14 protein-coding genes and 2 tRNA genes are annotated in these 17,200 nt (G+C 70.4%); 6 read left to right on the top strand and 10 right to left on the bottom strand.

Translation table 11 applies throughout. The features are described 5' to 3' along the window. Positions 1-2 precede the first annotated feature (2 nt). From AC07O8_RS13060 to hemC, 6 genes are all read right to left on the bottom strand, one after another. Positions 3-76 (bottom strand) — tRNA-Arg (locus tag AC07O8_RS13060). A 111-nt stretch (positions 77-187) separates the two neighbouring features. Further along, positions 188-264 (bottom strand) — tRNA-Arg (locus tag AC07O8_RS13055). A 105-nt stretch (positions 265-369) separates the two neighbouring features. Beyond that, complete coding sequence (locus tag AC07O8_RS13050) at positions 370-1,611, bottom strand: heme biosynthesis HemY N-terminal domain-containing protein (protein WP_495048643.1); 1,242 nt, start codon at positions 1,609-1,611, stop codon at positions 370-372. 16 nt (positions 1,612-1,627) lie between these two features. Beyond that, on the bottom strand, positions 1,628-2,794 hold the full coding sequence (locus AC07O8_RS13045; protein ID WP_495048426.1) for a uroporphyrinogen-III C-methyltransferase: 1,167 nt from the start codon (positions 2,792-2,794) through the stop codon (positions 1,628-1,630). Beyond that, positions 2,791-3,645 (bottom strand): uroporphyrinogen-III synthase, encoded by an 855-nt coding sequence (locus AC07O8_RS13040; protein ID WP_495048425.1) that lies wholly within the window; start codon positions 3,643-3,645, stop codon positions 2,791-2,793. Before AC07O8_RS13040 ends, AC07O8_RS13045 begins: the two co-directional genes overlap by 4 nt. Next, the gene (gene hemC / locus AC07O8_RS13035) at positions 3,645-4,574 is read right to left on the bottom strand and encodes a hydroxymethylbilane synthase (protein WP_495048424.1); all 930 of its coding nucleotides are present in this window, start codon (positions 4,572-4,574) and stop codon (positions 3,645-3,647) included. Before hemC ends, AC07O8_RS13040 begins: the two co-directional genes overlap by 1 nt. Before the next feature lie 455 nt (positions 4,575-5,029). Here hemC and ppc point away from each other — a divergent pair, with 455 nt between their 5' ends. Beyond that, positions 5,030-7,786, top strand: coding sequence for a phosphoenolpyruvate carboxylase (ppc, locus tag AC07O8_RS13030; RefSeq protein ID WP_495048642.1), 2,757 nt, complete (start codon positions 5,030-5,032; stop codon positions 7,784-7,786). Positions 7,787-7,879: 93 nt separating this feature from the next. Here the strand turns inward: ppc and AC07O8_RS13025 are convergent, their stop codons facing one another. Both AC07O8_RS13025 and AC07O8_RS13020 read right to left on the bottom strand, forming a co-directional pair. Then, positions 7,880-8,707 (bottom strand): LytR/AlgR family response regulator transcription factor, encoded by an 828-nt coding sequence (locus AC07O8_RS13025; RefSeq protein WP_495048423.1) that lies wholly within the window; start codon positions 8,705-8,707, stop codon positions 7,880-7,882. 25 nt (positions 8,708-8,732) lie between these two features. Further along, positions 8,733-9,950 (bottom strand): sensor histidine kinase, encoded by a 1,218-nt coding sequence (locus tag AC07O8_RS13020; protein WP_495048422.1) that lies wholly within the window; start codon positions 9,948-9,950, stop codon positions 8,733-8,735. A gap of 162 nt (positions 9,951-10,112) precedes the next feature. Here AC07O8_RS13020 and argH point away from each other — a divergent pair, with 162 nt between their 5' ends. From argH to dinB, 3 genes are all read left to right on the top strand, one after another. After that, positions 10,113-11,579, top strand: coding sequence for an argininosuccinate lyase (gene argH / locus AC07O8_RS13015; protein WP_495048421.1), 1,467 nt, complete (start codon positions 10,113-10,115; stop codon positions 11,577-11,579). A gap of 2 nt (positions 11,580-11,581) precedes the next feature. Next, the gene (locus AC07O8_RS13010; protein ID WP_495048420.1) at positions 11,582-12,085 is read left to right on the top strand and encodes a hemerythrin domain-containing protein; all 504 of its coding nucleotides are present in this window, start codon (positions 11,582-11,584) and stop codon (positions 12,083-12,085) included. A 109-nt stretch (positions 12,086-12,194) separates the two neighbouring features. Then, a complete protein-coding gene (gene dinB, locus AC07O8_RS13005) occupies positions 12,195-13,442 on the top strand; it encodes a DNA polymerase IV (RefSeq protein WP_495048419.1) in 1,248 nt (415 codons plus the stop codon). Positions 13,443-13,553: 111 nt separating this feature from the next. On the opposite strand, the gene AC07O8_RS13000 is transcribed toward dinB, so the two are convergent. Beyond that, positions 13,554-14,090 carry a YbaN family protein gene (locus tag AC07O8_RS13000; protein WP_495048418.1) on the bottom strand — a complete coding sequence of 179 codons (537 nt, stop codon included), beginning with the start codon at positions 14,088-14,090 and terminating at the stop codon, positions 13,554-13,556. A 101-nt stretch (positions 14,091-14,191) separates the two neighbouring features. Between AC07O8_RS13000 and AC07O8_RS12995 the strand changes: the two genes are divergently transcribed. Together AC07O8_RS12995 and AC07O8_RS12990 are read left to right on the top strand one after the other, a co-directional pair. Continuing rightward, entirely contained in the window at positions 14,192-15,136 is a 945-nt protein-coding gene (locus AC07O8_RS12995; RefSeq protein WP_495048417.1) for a LysR family transcriptional regulator, read from the top strand. A 103-nt stretch (positions 15,137-15,239) separates the two neighbouring features. Then, positions 15,240-16,388 carry an alpha-hydroxy acid oxidase gene (locus AC07O8_RS12990; RefSeq protein ID WP_495048416.1) on the top strand — a complete coding sequence of 383 codons (1,149 nt, stop codon included), beginning with the start codon at positions 15,240-15,242 and terminating at the stop codon, positions 16,386-16,388. A gap of 38 nt (positions 16,389-16,426) precedes the next feature. Here the strand turns inward: AC07O8_RS12990 and AC07O8_RS12985 are convergent, their stop codons facing one another. Continuing rightward, complete coding sequence (locus AC07O8_RS12985; RefSeq protein WP_495048415.1) at positions 16,427-17,131, bottom strand: hypothetical protein; 705 nt, start codon at positions 17,129-17,131, stop codon at positions 16,427-16,429. Positions 17,132-17,200 lie beyond the last annotated feature (69 nt).

The raw sequence follows: 17,200 nt of genomic DNA, 5'->3' as shown, positions 1-17,200 counted from the left end.
GGTGCGGCTGGCAGGATTCGAACCCACGACCCCTTGGTTCGTAGCCAAGTACTCTATCCAACTGAGCTACAGCCGCTCGACTTTTACTGATCAGGAACCGCCGTCGTGGAAGCGATCCCAGGTTTTTGTTGTTACTTCTTCTTTTTCTTGCCGAATCTCCGGTTACCCGGAGATCCAACAGTTTTTCTGGTGCGGCTGGCAGGATTCGAACCCACGACCCCTTGGTTCGTAGCCAAGTACTCTATCCAACTGAGCTACAGCCGCTGAAAGACTGCGACTATAGCATGCGTTTTTGCAGGTCTGCAAGTATCTCGACGAAAAATCATTCCATCGAACCGCCCTGGCAGCTTCCAGGGCCGTACGCCGGCTTCAACCCAGACGTGCCGCCGCCTCGTAGCAGCGGGCACGGCGTTCGGTGTCGTCGTCCTGGTCAGCCATTTCCGCCAGTCGCAGCCAACTGCGGCGGCGCGCATTGACGGTCAATTCGCGATCCTCGGCGGCCTGCTCCAGCATCAGGCGGGCCTTGCCCCACAGCTGGCGCTCCGCGAGCGCGTGTCCCAGCGCGAGGGCCATCGTGCCGTCGCGCGGGAAGCGCAGGACCGCGCCCTCCAGGCGCTGCAGCCATTCCGGCCCCAGTCCGGGCGTGCACAGCACCAGCGCCTCGGCCAGCGCATGGCGCTCGTCGGCGCCCTGCTCCGCGATCGATTCCCAGAACGGCCGCAGCCAGCCGCGTCCGTCCTCCGGCGCGCCCAGGCTGGCCGCGCAGTTCGCCGCGCGCGACGCGACGAACACATCGCGCCGGTCCGAGGCGTCCAGTTGCTGCCAGATGCCGCGCAACTGGTCGATGTCGCGGGCGGCGTCCAACGCCTCGCACGCGAGCGAACGCAGCAGGCCTTGCGCGGCCGATTTCGAGAAGCCCTGGTGCTTGGCCAGCAGACGCGCGGTGCGCAGCGCCTCCAGCGGCTCATGCGCCAGGCGGCTGCCCTGCAGCTTGAGCCGCAGCGCCTGCGTGCGGCGTGCGACACCCGGCGTCAGTTCGCCCAGCAGGCCGAGCGCGCGCGGCGCGTCGCGATCGTCGAGGGCCCATTCCGCGGCCAGCAGTCTGGCGCCTTCTTCCTGCACCCGGGCACCGGCCGACGTCGCCGCCACCTGGAGGGCCTGGCGCAGATGCTCGTCGCGATTGCGCCTGTCCTGCAGCTTGTGGGCGCTCTGCGCGGCCACCAGGTGCGCCAGGGCCATGAAAGCGCCATCCTGCGCCAGATCCGGCGTCTGCACCTGGATGGCGAGCGCGCGCTGCGCCGCCTTCTGCGCCCGGCTGTAGCGGGCGCCGAAGTACTCCGCCCAGGCCTCGCGCAAGGCGACCTGCGCGCTGCGTTCACGCTGGGCCATGCGCCACAGCCGCGCCCGCTTGGGCAGCGTCAGCAGCGCGTCCAGCGTCTGCATCAGCGTCATCAGCGCGAAGCAGCCTCCCACCAGCAGCAGCAGGAAGAGATTCAGCGACAGGTCCATGCGCCAGCCGCGCCAGTAGAAACTGGCGAGACCGTCGTTGTTGCCCAGCGTCAATGCCGCGACCACGGCCGCGACGAACAGCAGCACCAGCCAGATCACCATGCGCACGGCGATCTCCTCAGCGCGCGACCGCGCTCAGCGCGGCCAGCGTGTCGTCGGGGCGCGGCACGGTCACCTGCCGGGACTGGCCCTGCACCTGACGCAGCAGCTCCGTCGTCTGGGTCAGCTTGCGCGAGCGGGCGTCGAAGTAGCGGTCCAGCATCGCCTGCGCCTCGCGCAGGTCGACCTGCGCGGTGTCGAACTGACGGCTCAGCAGCGCCAGCCGGGCGTTCAACAGCCGCAGCTTGAGGTTCTCCCGGAGGAAGAAGGACTGCTCGGGCGCGATCAGCGCGGCTTCCGGATGGTCGATGCGCGTGACGCGCAGCAGGCCGCGGGCTTCGCGCCAGACGTCGCCGGACAGCGTCGTCCAGCGATCGCCGGCCTGGTCCCAGAGACGGGTCCACCAGCCGGGTTCGCCGTCGCCAGCGGCCTGCGAGGCGGCGGCGGAGGCGGGCTTGCGCGGCGCGGCGGGCTTCGCGACGGTGGACGACGGGGTCGGGTGTTGCGTGACGGGCGCGACGGGCGCGACAGCGCCCGACGGATCCTGTCCGGGCTGGGCGACGGCCAGCAGCGGGAGGTCGTCGACCTGGCGCACGACCTCGTCCAGCTTGATCGTCAGCGTCGACACGTCGACCACGCTGACCGCCTTGATGCGTTCCAGGTCGCGCGTCACGGCGCGGCGGACGCCCTCCAGGCGCGGCTGCTTGTAGCGGCCCAGCCGCTCGTCGGCCTGGCGCAGCGCGGCCACCAGCGGCTCCGCGCTGCCGGTGATCGTGCTCTGCTGCATGGCCACGCGCAGCGAGGCCTCGATGTCGCCGACCACGTTCTCGTCGCGCGAGCGGTTCATCGACTGCATCAGCGTCTCGAGCTGCTCGCGCTGCACGGCGACCTCGGACAGCCGCGCGTCGACCAGCGCGACCTTGGCCGCGGTGTCGCGGCTGAGGTCCTGCGCCTGGCGCGCCTGGTCGCGGGCGATGTTGGCCTCGCTCTGGCTGCTGTCCTGGCGCCGGACGAGTTCCTGTTCGACCTGCTTGAGTCGCTGCTGGCTCTGCCAGGCCAGGCCGAGGGCCAGCAGGGCCACCAGACCGACGCAGGCCACGACGGCCTGGGTCAAGGTGGCGCCGGATTGCCGGGCGGGCTTGTGGGGCGACGGAACGTCGGCCGCTGGGGTGGTGGTCTCGCTCACGACGGCGATTCTAGGGTGGACCCTGACAGCACCCGGAACCCGGCCGCGACGGCCTCGGCATCCGGTCGCACCAAAACCACATGCCCCACCCCGAGGGCTTGCGCGCGGGCGGCGATGCGCTCGTGCGTGGTCAGCGCCAGGACGCGCTCCCAACGGGGGCGCCGCGGGGTGTCCGCCTCCCCGGCGGGCTCGCCCCCCTGCGTCCCCTTTTCGAGGGCCTCCAGGTGGCCGATGGCCTCCGAACTGCTGAAGAGCCACACGTGCCGCCCCGGCTCGCCCAGCGCGACGCGCAGCAGCGCCTCGGTCTCCGCCGACAGCCGGGGGCAGCTGCGGCGGTAGACGCTGACGGCGGCCACCTCGGCGCCCGCGTCGCGCAGCCGGTCGCCCAGCCATTCGCGTCCGCCGTCGCCGCGCACCAGCAGCGCGCGACGACCCGACCAGTCCGCGCCCGCGACGCGGACCAGCTCGGGCCACAGGTGTTCCGAGTCGAGGCTGTCGGACGCCGCCGGCGGCTGGACCAGCCGCGTCGGCGGCACGCCGCGCTCGATCAGCGCCCGCGCGCTGCCCGGACCGACGGTCGCCGCCCAGGTCCGCCCGGGCCAGACGGCGTCGGCAGGTCGATGGTCGAAGAACTGCTCGACGGCGTTCGGGCTGACGAACATCGCCAGGTCCATCGTCGGCAAGGCCGACCATGCAGCCGCGATGGGCGCCGGGTCGGCGGCCGGTTCGATGTCGATCAACGGCAGGGAGACGGTCGGCACCCCCAGCGCGGCCATGCGCCGCGCCCATTCATCGGCCTGCGCCCGCGGGCGGGTCAGCAACAACCGGACCGGGGCGACGGCGCCCGGCATCAGACGTCCTTCAGGTACTCGACAGCCCCGAGTTCGCGCAGCGCCGAGGCGGCCGAGATGCCCAGGGCTTCCGCGGCGCCGAGGTCCGCCACTGCCGCCTGCGCGCCCGCCCGCAGCAGCGCGCGTTCCGGCTCGATCGGATGACCCAGCGCGACGGACAGGCTCAGTTCGCCGCCGGCGGTCCAGACCGCGTGGGCGGCCAGCGGCATCGAGCAACTGCCGCCCAGCGCGCGCGAGACCGCGCGTTCCGCCGCCGCCGCCAGCCAGGTCGGCCGGTGCACCAGCGCGTCCAGATGGTCCGCCAGCGGCGCCTGGCCGGCGCGGATCTCGATGCCCAGCGCTCCCTGCCCGGCGCAGGGGATCATCTCGTCGACGCCGAAGTACTGGCGGATGCGGCCGTCCAGGTTCAGGCGTTTCAGCCCCGCGGCGGCGAGCACGATCGCGTCGTACTGGCCCTCGTCGAGCTTGCGCAGCCGCGTGTCGAGGTTGCCGCGCAGCGGCTCGATGCGCAGGTCCGGCCGGAGGTTCTTCAGCTGCGTCACGCGGCGCAGGCTGGACGTGCCCACGCAGGCGCCCTGCGGCAGCGCGGCGAGGCTGTCGAAGGTCGACGACACCAGCGCGTCGCGCGGGTCCTCGCGCTCCAGCACCGCCGCGAGCACGAAGCCCTCGGGCAGTTCCATCGGCACATCCTTCAGCGAATGCACCGCGAGTTGCGCGCGGCCGTCCTCCAGCGCCGTCTCCAGTTCCTTCACGAACAGGCCCTTGCCGCCGACCTTGGACAGCGTGCGGTCCAGGATCTGGTCGCCGCGCGTGGTCATGCCGAGCAGCCGCACCTCAAGGCCGCGCGCCCGGAGCAGCGCCTGCACATGTTCCGCCTGCCAGAGGGCCAGCCGGCTCTCGCGGGTGGCGATCACGAATTCTTGCTTCATGGGCCGGGATGCTAGCCGAGCGGCGCCCGCTGTCGTCCCTCGGTGGAGGGAAGCTCGTTTGCCGCGAAGCGAGGCTTGCGCGATCCCGGAGCAAATCCCTGCCGATCGCGGCGCCCGCGCCACGCCCACGGGCGAGCCGCGCACGAAGAAACTGCTAAAGTCAACCGAAGGTAACTTCGTTACATCACGCCCCTCCCCGGGTCCCTGACGAACCTCACGCCGCCATGCCCGCCAGTACCCCGTCCGCCTCCGCCAAGTCCCGCACGACGTCCCGCACCAAGGCCCGTGCCGAGCCGGCCGCAACACCTGCCCCCAGGACGACGCCGAAGCCGGCAGGCCAGGCGGTCGCCAAGTCCATCGCCAAGTCCGTTGGCAAGTCCGCCGCCAAGCCCCCCCGCAAGGGTGCGAGCGCCGTCCGCTCGATCAAGACCATCAAGGACAAGAACCAGCCGCTGATGGATGACATCCGCCTGCTAGGCCGCATCCTGGGCGAAGTGATCCGCGAGCAGGAAGGCCGCGAGGCCTACGAACTGGTGGAGCGTGTGCGGCAGCTGTCGGTGGCCTTCCGCCTGAAGCGCGACGCGCAGGCCGGCAGGCAGATGGACAAGCTGCTCAAGGGCCTGTCGGGCGAGCAGACGGTGAGCGTGATCCGCGCGTTCAGCTATTTCTCCCACCTGGCCAACATCGCCGAGGACCGCCACCACGTCCGCCGCCGCGAGGTGCACGAGCGCGAGGGCTCGCTGCAGCCGGGCTCGCTGGGGTATGCGCTGGAGCGCCTGTTCGACGCCGGCGTGCGGCCGGCGGAAGTGGCGAAGACGCTGGCGCACGGCTTCGTGTCGCCGGTGTTGACGGCCCATCCGACCGAGGTGCAGCGCAAGAGCATCCTGGACGCCGAGCGCGCCGTGGCCGAACTGGTCGGCGCGCGCGACCGCCTGCACACCGAGCGCGAACTGGCCGCGAACGAACTCCTGATCCGTGCCCGCGTCACGCAGCTGTGGCAGACGCGGATGCTGCGCTATTCGAAGCTGACCGTGGCCGACGAGATCGAGAACGCGCTGAGCTACTACCACGCGACCTTCCTGCGCGAGATCCCCAAGCTCTACACCGAACTGGAGGAAGCGCTGCCCGGCGAGGACGTGCCGCCCTTCCTGCGCATGGGCCAGTGGATCGGCGGCGACCGCGACGGCAATCCGAACGTCACCGCCGACACGATGCGGCTCGCGCTGCGCCGCCAGAGCGAACTGGCGCTGCGCCACTACCTGACCGAGCTGCATGAGCTGGGCGCGGAGCTGTCGATCTCGCTGCGCCTGGCCGGCGTCACGCCGGCGATGCAGGCGCTGGCCGAGCGCAGCCCCGACCAGAACGAGCACCGGATGGACGAGCCCTACCGGCGCGCGCTGACCGGCATGTACGCGCGCCTGGCCGCGACGCTCGAATCGCTGACCGGCACGGAGGCGCTGCGCCACGCGGTCGCACCGCAGGACCCGTACCTGTCGCCGGAGGACCTGCTCGCGGACCTGCGGATCATCAAGGAATCGCTCGAGCACCATCACGCGCACGCGCTGATCGCGCCGCGGCTCAAGCCGCTGATCCGCGCGGTGCAGGTCTTCGGTTTCCACCTGGCGACGCTGGACCTGCGCCAGAGCAGCGACCAGCACGAGCTCACCGTCGTCGAACTGCTGAAGCAGGCCCGCGTCTGCGAGGACTACTCGGCCCTGGGCGAGCAGGAGCGTCGCGCGCTGCTGGTCGACCTGCTGAACCAGACGCGCCCGCTGCGCGTGCTGGGCGCCGAGTACAGCGAGCGCACGCTGGGCGAGCTCGCGATCTTCGAGACCGCGCGCGAGTCGCTGAAGCGCTTCGGCCGCGAGGCGCTGCGCCACTACATCATCTCGCACACCGAGGACGTCAGCGACCTGCTGGAGGTGCAGCTGCTGCTCAAGGAAGTCGGCCTGCTGCGCGGCACGCTCGACGGCGACGCGGTCAGCGACCTGATCGTGGTGCCGCTGTTCGAGACCATCGCCGACCTGCGCAACGCGCCCCGCATCATGCAGGGCTTCTACGAGCTGCCCGGCATGGCCGCGCTGGTGCGCCGCTCCGGCGGCGAGCAGGACATCATGCTGGGCTACTCCGACTCCAACAAGGACGGCGGCGTGTTCACCAGCAGCTGGGAGCTGTACCGCGCCGAGATCGCGCTGGTGACGCTGTTCGACGAGCTGCGCCAGCAGGGTCCGCTGACGCTGCGGCTGTTCCACGGCCGCGGCGGCACGGTGGGCCGCGGCGGCGGTCCGAGCTACCAGGCCATCCTCGCGCAGCCGCCCGGCACGGTGAACGGCCAGATCCGGCTGACCGAGCAGGGCGAGGTCATCAACTCCAAGTACGCCAACCCCGAGATCGGCCGGCGCAACCTGGAGACGCTGGTCGCCGCGACGCTGGAGGCCACGCTGCTGCATCCGACCAAGACCGCGCCGCAGGCCTTCATGACCGCGGCGCAGGCGCTCTCGGACGCGAGCTTCGCCGCCTACCGCGGGCTGGTCTACGACACGCCGGGCTTCGCCGACTTCTTCTTCGCCACCACGCCGATCCGCGAGATCGCCGAGCTCAACATCGGCTCGCGTCCCGCCTCGCGCAAGGCGACACGCGCGATCGAGGACCTGCGCGCGATCCCGTGGGGCTTCAGCTGGGGCCAGTCGCGCATCACGCTGCCGGGCTGGTGCGGCTTCGGCTCGGGCGTCCAGGACTTCCTGGGCAAGGGCAATGGCAAGGACGGGGCGGCCCGCGACGAGAAGCTGGCGCTGCTCAAGCGCATGCACAAGCAGTGGCCCTTCTTCAAGACGCTGCTGTCCAACCTGGACATGGTGCTGGCCAAGGCCGACCTCGACATCGCGCGCCGCTACCTGGAGCTGGTCGAGGACAAGCGCCTGGCCAAGCGGATCTTCGGCGCCATCGAGGCCGAGTTCGCGCGCACCGAGGAAGCCATCGCGCTGATCACCGGCGAGAGCGGCCGGCTCGCGGCCAATCCCGCCCTGGCGCGTTCGATCGAGCACCGCTTCCCCTACATCGATCCGCTGAACCACCTGCAGGTCGAGCTGATGCGGCGCTACCGCGCGATCCCGGCGGAGAAGCGCGCGGAGGATCCGCGGCTGGAACGCGTCCAGCGCGGCATCCATCTGTCCATCAACGGGATCGCGGCGGGCCTGCGCAACACGGGCTGAAGCCCCCCGGGGCCCGTGCGACGGCGTTGCCGCGCTGCCGCGTTGCCGCGTTGCCGCGAAGTCGGTGAACCGTCCTCCGACCACGCGCCCGCTTCAGCGCTGTCCCGCCAGCGCTTCCCGCACCGCGGCGACCTGCCGCCGCGAGACGGCGAGCCACTCGTTGACATGGGCGATCCGGACCGCCCAGCCGAGTTCCCCGCCGTTGTCCCCGTCGCCGTCGGCCGGGCCGTCGGTAGGCACGTGGCGCTCGAGCTCGCGCACCGCCGAACGCGCGACCAGCGCGTTGCGGTGCACGCGCAGGAAGCGGTCGCCCAGGCGCTGTTCCAGATCGCTCAGCGAGCCGTCCATGACATGGCTCTGCGTCGCCGTGCGCAGCGTCAGGTACTTGAGCTCGGCCTTGAAATAGAGCACCTCCGAAAGCGGCACCCGCAGCAGGCGTCCGCGCTCGGTGATGTTGATGACGGGCGCCTCGGTGCCCGGCGACGACGCCGGGCCGAGGACGTCGCGCTCCTCGCGCGCCTTGGCGGCGGACCGTTCGTCGATGCGCTGGACCGCCCGCGCCAGGCTGGCCTGCAACCGCTCGCGCCGCACCGGCTTGGTCAGGTAGTCCAGCGCCTCCAGTTCGAAGGCCAGCAGCGCGTGCTGCGCATGCGCGGTGACGAACACGATGGCCGGCGCGAACGGCCGGCCGTGCAGCGCCTGCGCCAGCCCCAGCCCGTCCAGGCCCGGCATCTGCACGTCGAGCAGGATCAGGTCGCAGGCATGGTCCTTGAGCCACGCCAGCGCCTGATCGCCGCTGCCGGCTTCGGCGACGACCTCGGCGCGCGGCTCCTCGTTGGCCTCGACCAGACCGCGCAGCCGCAGCCGCGCCAGCGGCTCGTCGTCGACGATCAAGACCCTCAGCGGCGGATGCGTCAGCATGTCCTTCCCTCCCGTTCTGTTGTTGTCATCGCGGCATCACGATGCGCACGACGAAGCGCCCTTCGCCCGGCCCGGCCTCCAGCCGCGCCGCCACGTCGTGCATCAGCCGCAGGCGTTGCCGCACATTGCGCAGCGCCAGCCCGTGCCCCTTGCCGCGCGAGGGCAGGCCGACCGTGTTGACGACGCGGATCTCGATCTCGCTGCCGCGCGCGCGCGTCACGATGTCGACGTCGCCGCCGCCGTCGTTGGGCTCGATGCCGTGGCGCACGGCGTTCTCCACCAGCGGCTGCAGCAGCAGCGGCGGCACGCGCGCTTCCGCCGCGTGCGGATCCAGCTGCCAATGCACGCGCAGCCGGTCGCCGAAGCGCAGCTGCTCGATCGCCAGATAACGTCGCGCCAGTTCGACCTCCTGGTCGAGCCGCACGCCCTCGGCCGTCGGCCCGGCGTCCGCCAGCGCCACACGGAACAGCTCGGCCAGGTCCTCGAGCACCTCCTCGGCGCGGTTCGGATCGACGCGCACCAGCGCGATCGCGGTATTCAGCGTGTTGAAGAGGAAGTGCGGCCGGATGCGCGATTGCAGCTCCACCAGCCGCGCCAGCGCATCGGCGGGCGCTTGGGCGCGCTCGCGCAGCTTCAGCCATCCGAGCAGCACGCCCGCCGCCAGGGCGCCCGCCAGCACCGCCGCGGTGCGCTGCAAGGTGCCGAGCGCGCCGATGTCCACCGCCTCCAGCAGCATCGCGCCGCCGTGGGCGCAGGCCGCGCCGAGCGCGATCGGCAGCGTCCACTGCGCCCACTCGGGCAGCCGCGCCAGCAGGCGCTTGGATGCGCACACGATCAGCAGCCAGGCCAGGACGCCGCTCAACGCCGCGACCGACGCGCCGCCCATCGACCACGCCCATTGCCCCGCCGTCTCGGAGGTCATCGCCAGCCCCAGCGAGAGCACCAGCTGCACGCCCAGCACGGCGCGCAACACCAGGCCGACGTGGCAGACGTCGAATCTGCGCTGCGCGTCGATCAGCCGCGGCGGCTCGGTTGGCCGCGCGTCCAGCCGGGTCTCCTCCCAGGCGGGCTGCAGGGACATCGGTCGGCTGTCCAAGGGCTGCGTGCTCATGGGTTGGGTCGTCGGCGCGCGCGTGTCCAGTGTGCCCAGCGTGTCCATCGCCTCGCCGCCCTCGTGCGGCGGCTGGGTCGACCGCCAGGGGTCCGTCCCTGGCGCGCGCCCGTTCTTTGCCTTCGTGGCCATCGGATCCTCCCGTCGCCGCACTGTCCCGCCCTCTGAAGCAGCGCCTCGGGCGCCCCGGTGGCGCCCCCTTTAGAATCGGCGGCTCATTCTCACCCAGGCGTCCGGCCGCTTCCTATGCGGACACGCCCGGGGCGCCGCGAAGTCGTAACGCCTTGCAAGCCGATGCCCTCCTCCCCCATTGACCCCTCGTCCTCCCCTCAGGTCGCCGACAACCAGCTCGCCAACAAGTCGCAGGCCTGGTCCGCGCTCTTCTCCGAGCCGATGAGCGACCTGGTCAAGCGCTACACCGCCAGCGTCGACTTCGACAAACGCCTCTGGGCGGCGGACATCCAGGGCTCGCTGGCCCACGCGGACATGCTCGCCGCGCAAGGGATCATCGGCGCCGAGGACCTGGCCGCGATCCAGACGGGCATGGCGCAGATCCGCGAGGAGATCGCCTCGGGCCGCTTCGAATGGAAGCTGGACCTGGAGGACGTCCACCTGAACATCGAGGCCCGCCTGACCGAGCTGGTCGGCCTGGCCGGCAAGCGGCTGCACACCGGCCGCAGCCGGAATGACCAGGTCGCCACCGACGTGCGCCTGTGGCTGCGCGGCGAGATCGACACCCTCCTCGGCCTGCTCGGCGAGCTGCAGCGGGTGCTGGTCGAGCAGGCCGAGCGCCACGCCGACGTCATCCTGCCGGGCTTCACCCACCTGCAGGTGGCGCAGCCGGTGGCCTTCGGGCATCACCTGCTGGCCTACGTCGAGATGTTCGCCCGCGACGCGGAACGCCTGGTCGACACCCGCAAGCGCGTGAACCGCCTGCCGCTGGGCGCCGCCGCGCTGGCCGGCACCAGCTATCCGCTGGACCGCGAACGCGTCGCGCGCACGCTGGGCATGGAGGGCGTCGCGCAGAACAGCCTGGACGCCGTCAGCGACCGCGACTTCGCGATCGAGTTCAGCGCCGCGGCCGCGCTGATCATGGTGCACATCTCGCGCCTGTCGGAAGAGCTGATCCTGTGGATGAGCCAGGCCTTCGGCTTCATCGCGCTGCCGGACCGGTTCTGCACCGGCTCGAGCATCATGCCGCAGAAGAAGAACCCGGACGTGCCCGAGCTGGCGCGCGGCAAGAGCGGCCGCGTGGTGGGCCACCTGATGGGCCTGATCACGCTGATGAAGGGCCAGCCGCTGGCCTACAACAAGGACAACCAGGAAGACAAGGAGCCGCTGTTCGACACCGTCGACACGCTCAACGACACGCTGCGCATCTTCGCGGAGATGATGGCCGGCCTGACGGTCAAGGCCGACGCGATGGAGCGCGCGGCGCTCAAGGGGTACGCGACCGCGACCGACCTGGCGGACTACCTGGTCAAGCAGGGCCTGGCCTTCCGCGACGCGCACGAGATCGTCGCGCACGCGGTGAAGACGGCGCAAGCGCAGGGCATCGACCTGTCGGCGCTGCCGCTGGAGGCGCTGCGGCAATTCGATGCGCGCATCGGCGAGGACGTCTACGAGGTGCTGTCGCTGACGGGCTCGCTGAACGCGCGCAACATCCTCGGCGGCACGGCGCCGGCGCAGGTCCGCGCGCAGGTGGCGCGTCACCGCGCCCGTCTGGGCGCGAGCGTCACGGCCCCCGTCGCGAAGGCCTGACCATGAGCGCGCTGGCCTGGACCGACGAGCTCGTGCTGAATCAGCCGGAGCTCGACCACACGCACGAGGAATTCGTCGCGCTGCTGAACCGCTACGCCGATACGCTCGATCGCGGCGAGGACGCGCTGCCGGCGTTCAAGGAACTGCTGGCCCACACGGAGGCGCACTTCGCGATGGAGGAGCGCTGGATGGCAGCCACCGGCTTCGAGCCGGAGAACTGCCACAGCAGCCAGCATGCGATGGTGCTGAACGTGATGCGCGAGGTGGTGCGCTACGCCGAGGAACTCGGCGACCGCGAGCCGCTGGCGATCGTGCGCACGGAGCTGTCGCAGTGGTTCCCGGGTCACGCGGAGATGATGGACGCGGCGCTGGTCTACACGATGGAACAACGCGGCTTCGATCCGACGACCGGCGAATGCCGCGATCCGATCAAGGCGTCAGCGTCGTCCGAGGCCAAGGCTGAGGACATCGTGTCGGCCTGCGGGTCGACGAGCTGCGGACACTGACGCCCTGCCTCGCCTTCGTCGTCTGATCGACGAGGTCCTTGGCCGGAACCGGAACCGGCTCCCGGCCTGCTGACAGCGAGTGTCAACCGACACGCTCACAATCCCTCGCATGGCCGAGTCGACGCCAGCGCTGCCCGATCGCCTGATCGCCCATCTGGACATGGACGCGTTCTACGCGTCCGTGGAGCTGCTGCGTTATCCGGAGCTCAAGGGCCAGCCGGTGGTGGTCGGCGGACGGCGCGCCCACACGCCGCGGGAGCGGCCCGACGGCACGCGCGAGTTCTTCAAGCTGGCCGACTACACCGGGCGCGGCGTCGTGACGACGTCGACCTACGCGGCCCGCGACCTCGGCGTGTTCTCCGCGATGGGACTGATGAAGGCGGCGCTGCGCGCGCCGCAGGCGATCCTGCTGCCGGCGGACTTCGACTCGTACCGGCACTTCTCGCGGCTGTTCAAGGCGGCGGTGCGCGAGATCGCGCCGGTGATCGAGGACCGCGGCATCGACGAGATCTACATCGACCTCACCGACGTGCCCGGCGCGCGTGACGCGGTGGGTCACGACCCGCTCGGCGGCGTGCGGGCGATCGCGCGGGAGATCAAGAACTCGGTGCAGCGCGCGACCGGCCTGACCTGCTCGATCGGGGTGACGCCCAACAAGCTGCTGTCCAAGATCGCGTCGGAGCTCGACAAGCCCGACGGCCTGACGCTGATCATGATGGAGGACCTGCCGACGAAGATCTGGCCGCTGCCGGTGCGGCGCATCAACGGCATCGGGCCGAAGGCGGGCGCCAAGCTGGAAAGTCTGGACATCCACACGATCGGCGAGCTCGCCGCCGCGGCCCCGGAGCTGCTGCTGCAGCATTTCGGTGCGGGCTACAGCGCCTGGCTGCACCAGGCGGCGTGGGGCCTCGACGAGCGGCCGGTGGTGACCTACAGCGAGCCGGTGTCCATCAGCCGCGAGACGACCTTCGAGCGCGACCTGCATGCCAAGCGCGACCGCCCGGAGCTGTCGCGCATCTTCACCGCGCTGTGCGAGCAGCTCGCGTCGGACCTGCAGCGCAAGGGCTACCTGGGCCGCACGATCGGCATCAAGCTGCGCTTCGAGGGCTTCCGCACGGTGACGCGCGACCTGACCCTGGACGCGCCGGTGCAGGACGCGGCGGCCATCCGGCACGCGGCGGGCCTGTGCCTCAAGCGCGTGGACCTGAGCCAGCGGCTGCGGCTGCTCGGCGTGCGGGTCGGGAAGCTGAGCCGGCCGGGCGATGTCGAACCGAAGACACGGGGGCGTGCCGGGCCCGCGCCGAAGGATGACGCGCCCGCGCGACCGAAGCCGGAGAACCTGAGCCTGTTCGGTTGAATCGCCGTGCGATGCAAGCGTCCTCGATCGATCCACCCGGTTCATGACCGTCGCCGGCGTCGTGGCCCTGGATTCGGCCATCCGGGGAGTGTCGGAACGTCGCCTGTCGAATCAGGCCGTAGGCAGACGCCAGAGCCAGAGGCCGACCGCCAGGCAGCAGACGGCGGGCAGCCAAGGCACGACCGGCATGACGAGCGCGGAAATGATCGAGCTGATCGCCATCATTCCCCAGGCCATCTGCTTGGCCCGGAGCGGCACGGCGCGATTGGCGCGCCACTTCACGACCATCGGCCCGAAGCGCGGGTGGCCGACCAGCCACGCCTCGCAGCGCGCAGACCCGCGCGCGAAGCAGAACGCGGCCAGCAGCACGAACGGGGTCGTCGGCAGCAGCGGCAGGAAGATGCCGATCACGCCGAGCACCAGACTCAACCCGCCGCCCACCATCCACGGCAGACGGCGCCACAGGGACGCCTGTTCCAGCGCGCTCACGGTCGCGTCGTCGGCCGCGTGGTCGATCGCGTGGTCGATCGCGTGGTCGGCCGCAGCCTCGCAAGCGCCCTCGTCGGCGACGAGGCGCGGCCCCTCGTGCGCTTGGTGGCGGGCCTCGTCGGCAGCGGCGATCAGGCTTCTCTCGGGAACATCGGACATCGCGCCACTGTATCCGCGCGCTGCGACGCCTCGTGCGCCCGCCATCCTGCCTCCCTGACGGCCTGAGGGAAGAAAGCGCCCTGGACGCTACAGTCGCGCCCATGAGCGACCCCTCGCACCACGCCCCAGGCGAGCCTCTCGACGACACCTTGCGCCTGCCTTCGATCGACGGCCTGCTGGCCTTCGAGGCCGCCGCACGCTTGGGCAGCCTGGAGCGCGCCGCCGAGGTGCTCCACGTCAGCGCGAGCGCCGTTGGCAAGCGCATCGCGACCTTGGAAGAACGCCTCGGCCAGCCGCTGATGACGCGCCATCCGCTGCGCCTCACCGCCGCCGGCAAGGAATACCTCGCGCAGGTCCGGACCGCGCTGGCGCTGCTGGCCGCCGTGCCGCTGCATCGGCGCGAGCAGCAGCGCGTCGTCCGGCTCAGCATCACCAGCCCGCCGACCTTTGCGCGCCAGGTGCTGGTCCCCGCCCTGCCCGGCTTCGAGGCCGCGCAGCCGGACATCGAGCTCGAGCTGCTGCTGTCGACGCCCTACCTGGATCAGCCGGCGCCGCCGGCCGACGTCGAGATCTTTGCCGGCATCGTCCCGGCGGACGGCGAAGTCCTGCTCGACGACGTCGTCACGCCGATGGCCGCCCCGTCGCTGCTGGCCCGCCTGCCGGCGATCCGCACGCCGGCGGACCTGGCCTCGGCGCCGCTGCTGCGCACGCCGCTGCAGCCCTGGCAGCCGTGGCTGCGCGCCGCCGGCCTCGACTGGCCCGAGCCCGCGCAGGGCACGCGCTTCATCGACCTCGGCCTCACGCTGGAGGCTGCCGCCTGTGGCCAGGGGGTCGTGCTCGGCCGGCCGAGCCTGGCGGCCACCTACCTGCGCGGCGGCGCGCTCAAGCGCCTGTTCGACCTCGCCGTGCCCGCGGCGATGCCCTATGGCCTGGTCCGACACGCCGACGGCGACGCGGCGCGTTCGTTCGCGCGCTGGCTCGTCCACCATTGCCGGTCGCTCAGCGCCGAATCGGTCGCGACCCTCGACGGCGGCGGCATGGTCTGACCGGGGCGCCCCGGGAAGTCCCTGAGCCCGCCGGAAGGATCTTCCGACCGGGCCCGCGAAACTTTCCGGCCGGTGTCCGCGCGGCTCGCCTAGCATGCGGCGCATGAGCGTCATCACCTGTATCGAAGACCTGCGCGTGCTCGCGCAGCGGCGTGTCCCGCGGATGTTCTACGACTACGCGGATTCCGGGTCCTGGACCGAAAGCACCTACCGCGCCAACGAGTCGGACTTCCAGTCCATCAAGCTGCGCCAGCGCGTCGCCGTGAACATGGACGACCGCAGCACCGCGACCACCATGCTCGGCCGTCCCGTCGCCATGCCCGTCGCGATCGCGCCGACCGGCATGACCGGCATGCAGCACGCGGACGGCGAGATCCTCGGCGCCCAGGCTGCGGAGGCCTTCGGCGTGCCGTTCACGCTGTCGACGATGAGCATCTGCTCGATCGAGGACATCGCCGCGAACACGACGGCGCCGTTCTGGTTCCAGCTCTATGTGATGAAGGACAAGGGGTTCATCAACAGCCTGATCGACCGCGCCAAGGCCGCGAAGTGCGAGGCGCTGGTGCTGACGCTGGACCTGCAGATCCTCGGCCAACGGCACAAGGACCTGAAGAACGGCCTGTCGGCCCCGCCCAAGCTGACGCTGCCCAACCTGATCAACATGGCGACCAAGCCGCGCTGGTGCCTGGGCATGCTGGGCACGTCGCGGCGGCACTTCGGCAACATCGTCGGCCACGTGAAGGGCGTCGGTGACATGAGCTCGCTGTCCGAATGGACCGCCAAGCAATTCGATCCGCAGCTGAGCTGGAGCGATGTGGAGTGGATCCGCGAGCGCTGGGGCGGCAAGCTGATCATCAAGGGCATCATCGACGAGGAGGACGCGAAGCTCGCCGCGGCCACGGGCGCCGACGCGCTGATCGTCAGCAACCACGGCGGACGCCAGCTGGACGGTGCCGAGTCCAGCATCCGCGCGCTGCCGCGCATCGTCGAGGCGGTCGGCGACCGCATCGAGGTGCACCTGGACGGCGGGATCCGTTCGGGCCAGGACGTGCTCAAGGCTTGGGCCCTGGGGGCGCGCGGCACCTACATTGGCCGCGCGTTCCTGTATGGCCTCGGCGCAATGGGAAAGCCCGGCGTGAGCCGGGCTTTGGAGATCATCCATCGGGAGCTGGACCTCACGATGGCGTTCTGCGGCCATCGTGAGTTGCGTGGCGTCGATCGACAGGTGTTGCTGCCCGGCACGGTGCCGTAGCTCGCGCCGTTCGACAGTCTCCCTGGATCCGGGACGGCTCAGTGAGTGGGACCTGGGGTGAAAAACCCGTTGCCGCCCCACGTAATCCAGATCGTTTGATCGACCTGCGGAAGAATCAACGTCAACTCTGGCTTGGAGAAATCTCCCTGGTTGTCGAAGTCAAATCTGGCAACGGTGTGCCCGTTTTCGTTCAGCATCTGGATCCACTTTTCAGGATGGGCGTAGATGTCCGGGGGTTCGGTCAGGTCCGAAAAGTCGATCCTTTCAATGTCTTGGGCAGAGTGTCCAGGACGCATCTCGTAGTCGGGCAAAAGGAAAGTGCCTCTACTCTGGGAGTTGAACGTGAAGGCGTCGGGGCCACCTCCACCGATCAGGACACCACCACCTGCTGGCGCATTGACGACGTCGGCGGCATCTGTACCCCGGACCACGTTGAGGGATGAAGTTGCCTGATTTCCTGCCGCATCGGTCTGACGAACCGTCAACTGACTGTTTCCTACGCTGACTGCTTCAATCGGCAGGTCAGTTCCAGTTCCGTGTATCCATGTCGTGCCGCCATTCACGCTGTAGTCCCAAGCCGCTCCGGACTCCAGATTGCCGATTGTCAGCTTGCCGTTCTCCAGCGCCCCGATGCTTGGCTGAGTAACAACGGAGTCCTTCATTACGTCCGTGGTGACGCTCGAATGGTTACCCGCGGCATCGGTCTGCTGAATGGTGACGTGGTTCGTCCCCTCGCTCAGCACGCTTCCTGAGATGGAGGTTCCGCTGCCATGCGTCCAGGTCTGACCACCATCCAGGCTGTAGTCCCACTA

The organism is Roseateles sp. GW821-FHT09G09, assembly GCF_059415965.1.
Note: the sequence above shows the minus strand (reverse complement) of the source record. Positions and strands in the feature narration are given on the sequence as shown.

What these genes read in the sequence shown, in the direction of transcription:
- AC07O8_RS13050 (WP_495048643.1), bottom strand. Translation starts at nt 1,611, where the DNA reads ATGGTGATCTGGCTGGTGCTGCTGTTCGTCGCGGCCGTGGTCGCGGCA.
- AC07O8_RS13040 (WP_495048425.1), bottom strand. Translation starts at nt 3,645, where the DNA reads ATGCCGGGCGCCGTCGCCCCGGTCCGGTTGTTGCTGACCCGCCCGCGG.
- hemC (WP_495048424.1), bottom strand. Translation starts at nt 4,574, where the DNA reads ATGAAGCAAGAATTCGTGATCGCCACCCGCGAGAGCCGGCTGGCCCTC.
- ppc (WP_495048642.1), top strand. Translation starts at nt 5,030, where the DNA reads ATGGATGACATCCGCCTGCTAGGCCGCATCCTGGGCGAAGTGATCCGC.
- AC07O8_RS13025 (WP_495048423.1), bottom strand. Translation starts at nt 8,707, where the DNA reads ATGCTGACGCATCCGCCGCTGAGGGTCTTGATCGTCGACGACGAGCCG.
- AC07O8_RS13020 (WP_495048422.1), bottom strand. Translation starts at nt 9,950, where the DNA reads ATGGCCACGAAGGCAAAGAACGGGCGCGCGCCAGGGACGGACCCCTGG.
- argH (WP_495048421.1), top strand. Translation starts at nt 10,113, where the DNA reads ATGCCCTCCTCCCCCATTGACCCCTCGTCCTCCCCTCAGGTCGCCGAC.
- AC07O8_RS13010 (WP_495048420.1), top strand. Translation starts at nt 11,582, where the DNA reads ATGAGCGCGCTGGCCTGGACCGACGAGCTCGTGCTGAATCAGCCGGAG.
- dinB (WP_495048419.1), top strand. Translation starts at nt 12,195, where the DNA reads ATGGCCGAGTCGACGCCAGCGCTGCCCGATCGCCTGATCGCCCATCTG.
- AC07O8_RS13000 (WP_495048418.1), bottom strand. Translation starts at nt 14,090, where the DNA reads ATGTCCGATGTTCCCGAGAGAAGCCTGATCGCCGCTGCCGACGAGGCC.
- AC07O8_RS12995 (WP_495048417.1), top strand. Translation starts at nt 14,192, where the DNA reads ATGAGCGACCCCTCGCACCACGCCCCAGGCGAGCCTCTCGACGACACC.
- AC07O8_RS12990 (WP_495048416.1), top strand. Translation starts at nt 15,240, where the DNA reads ATGAGCGTCATCACCTGTATCGAAGACCTGCGCGTGCTCGCGCAGCGG.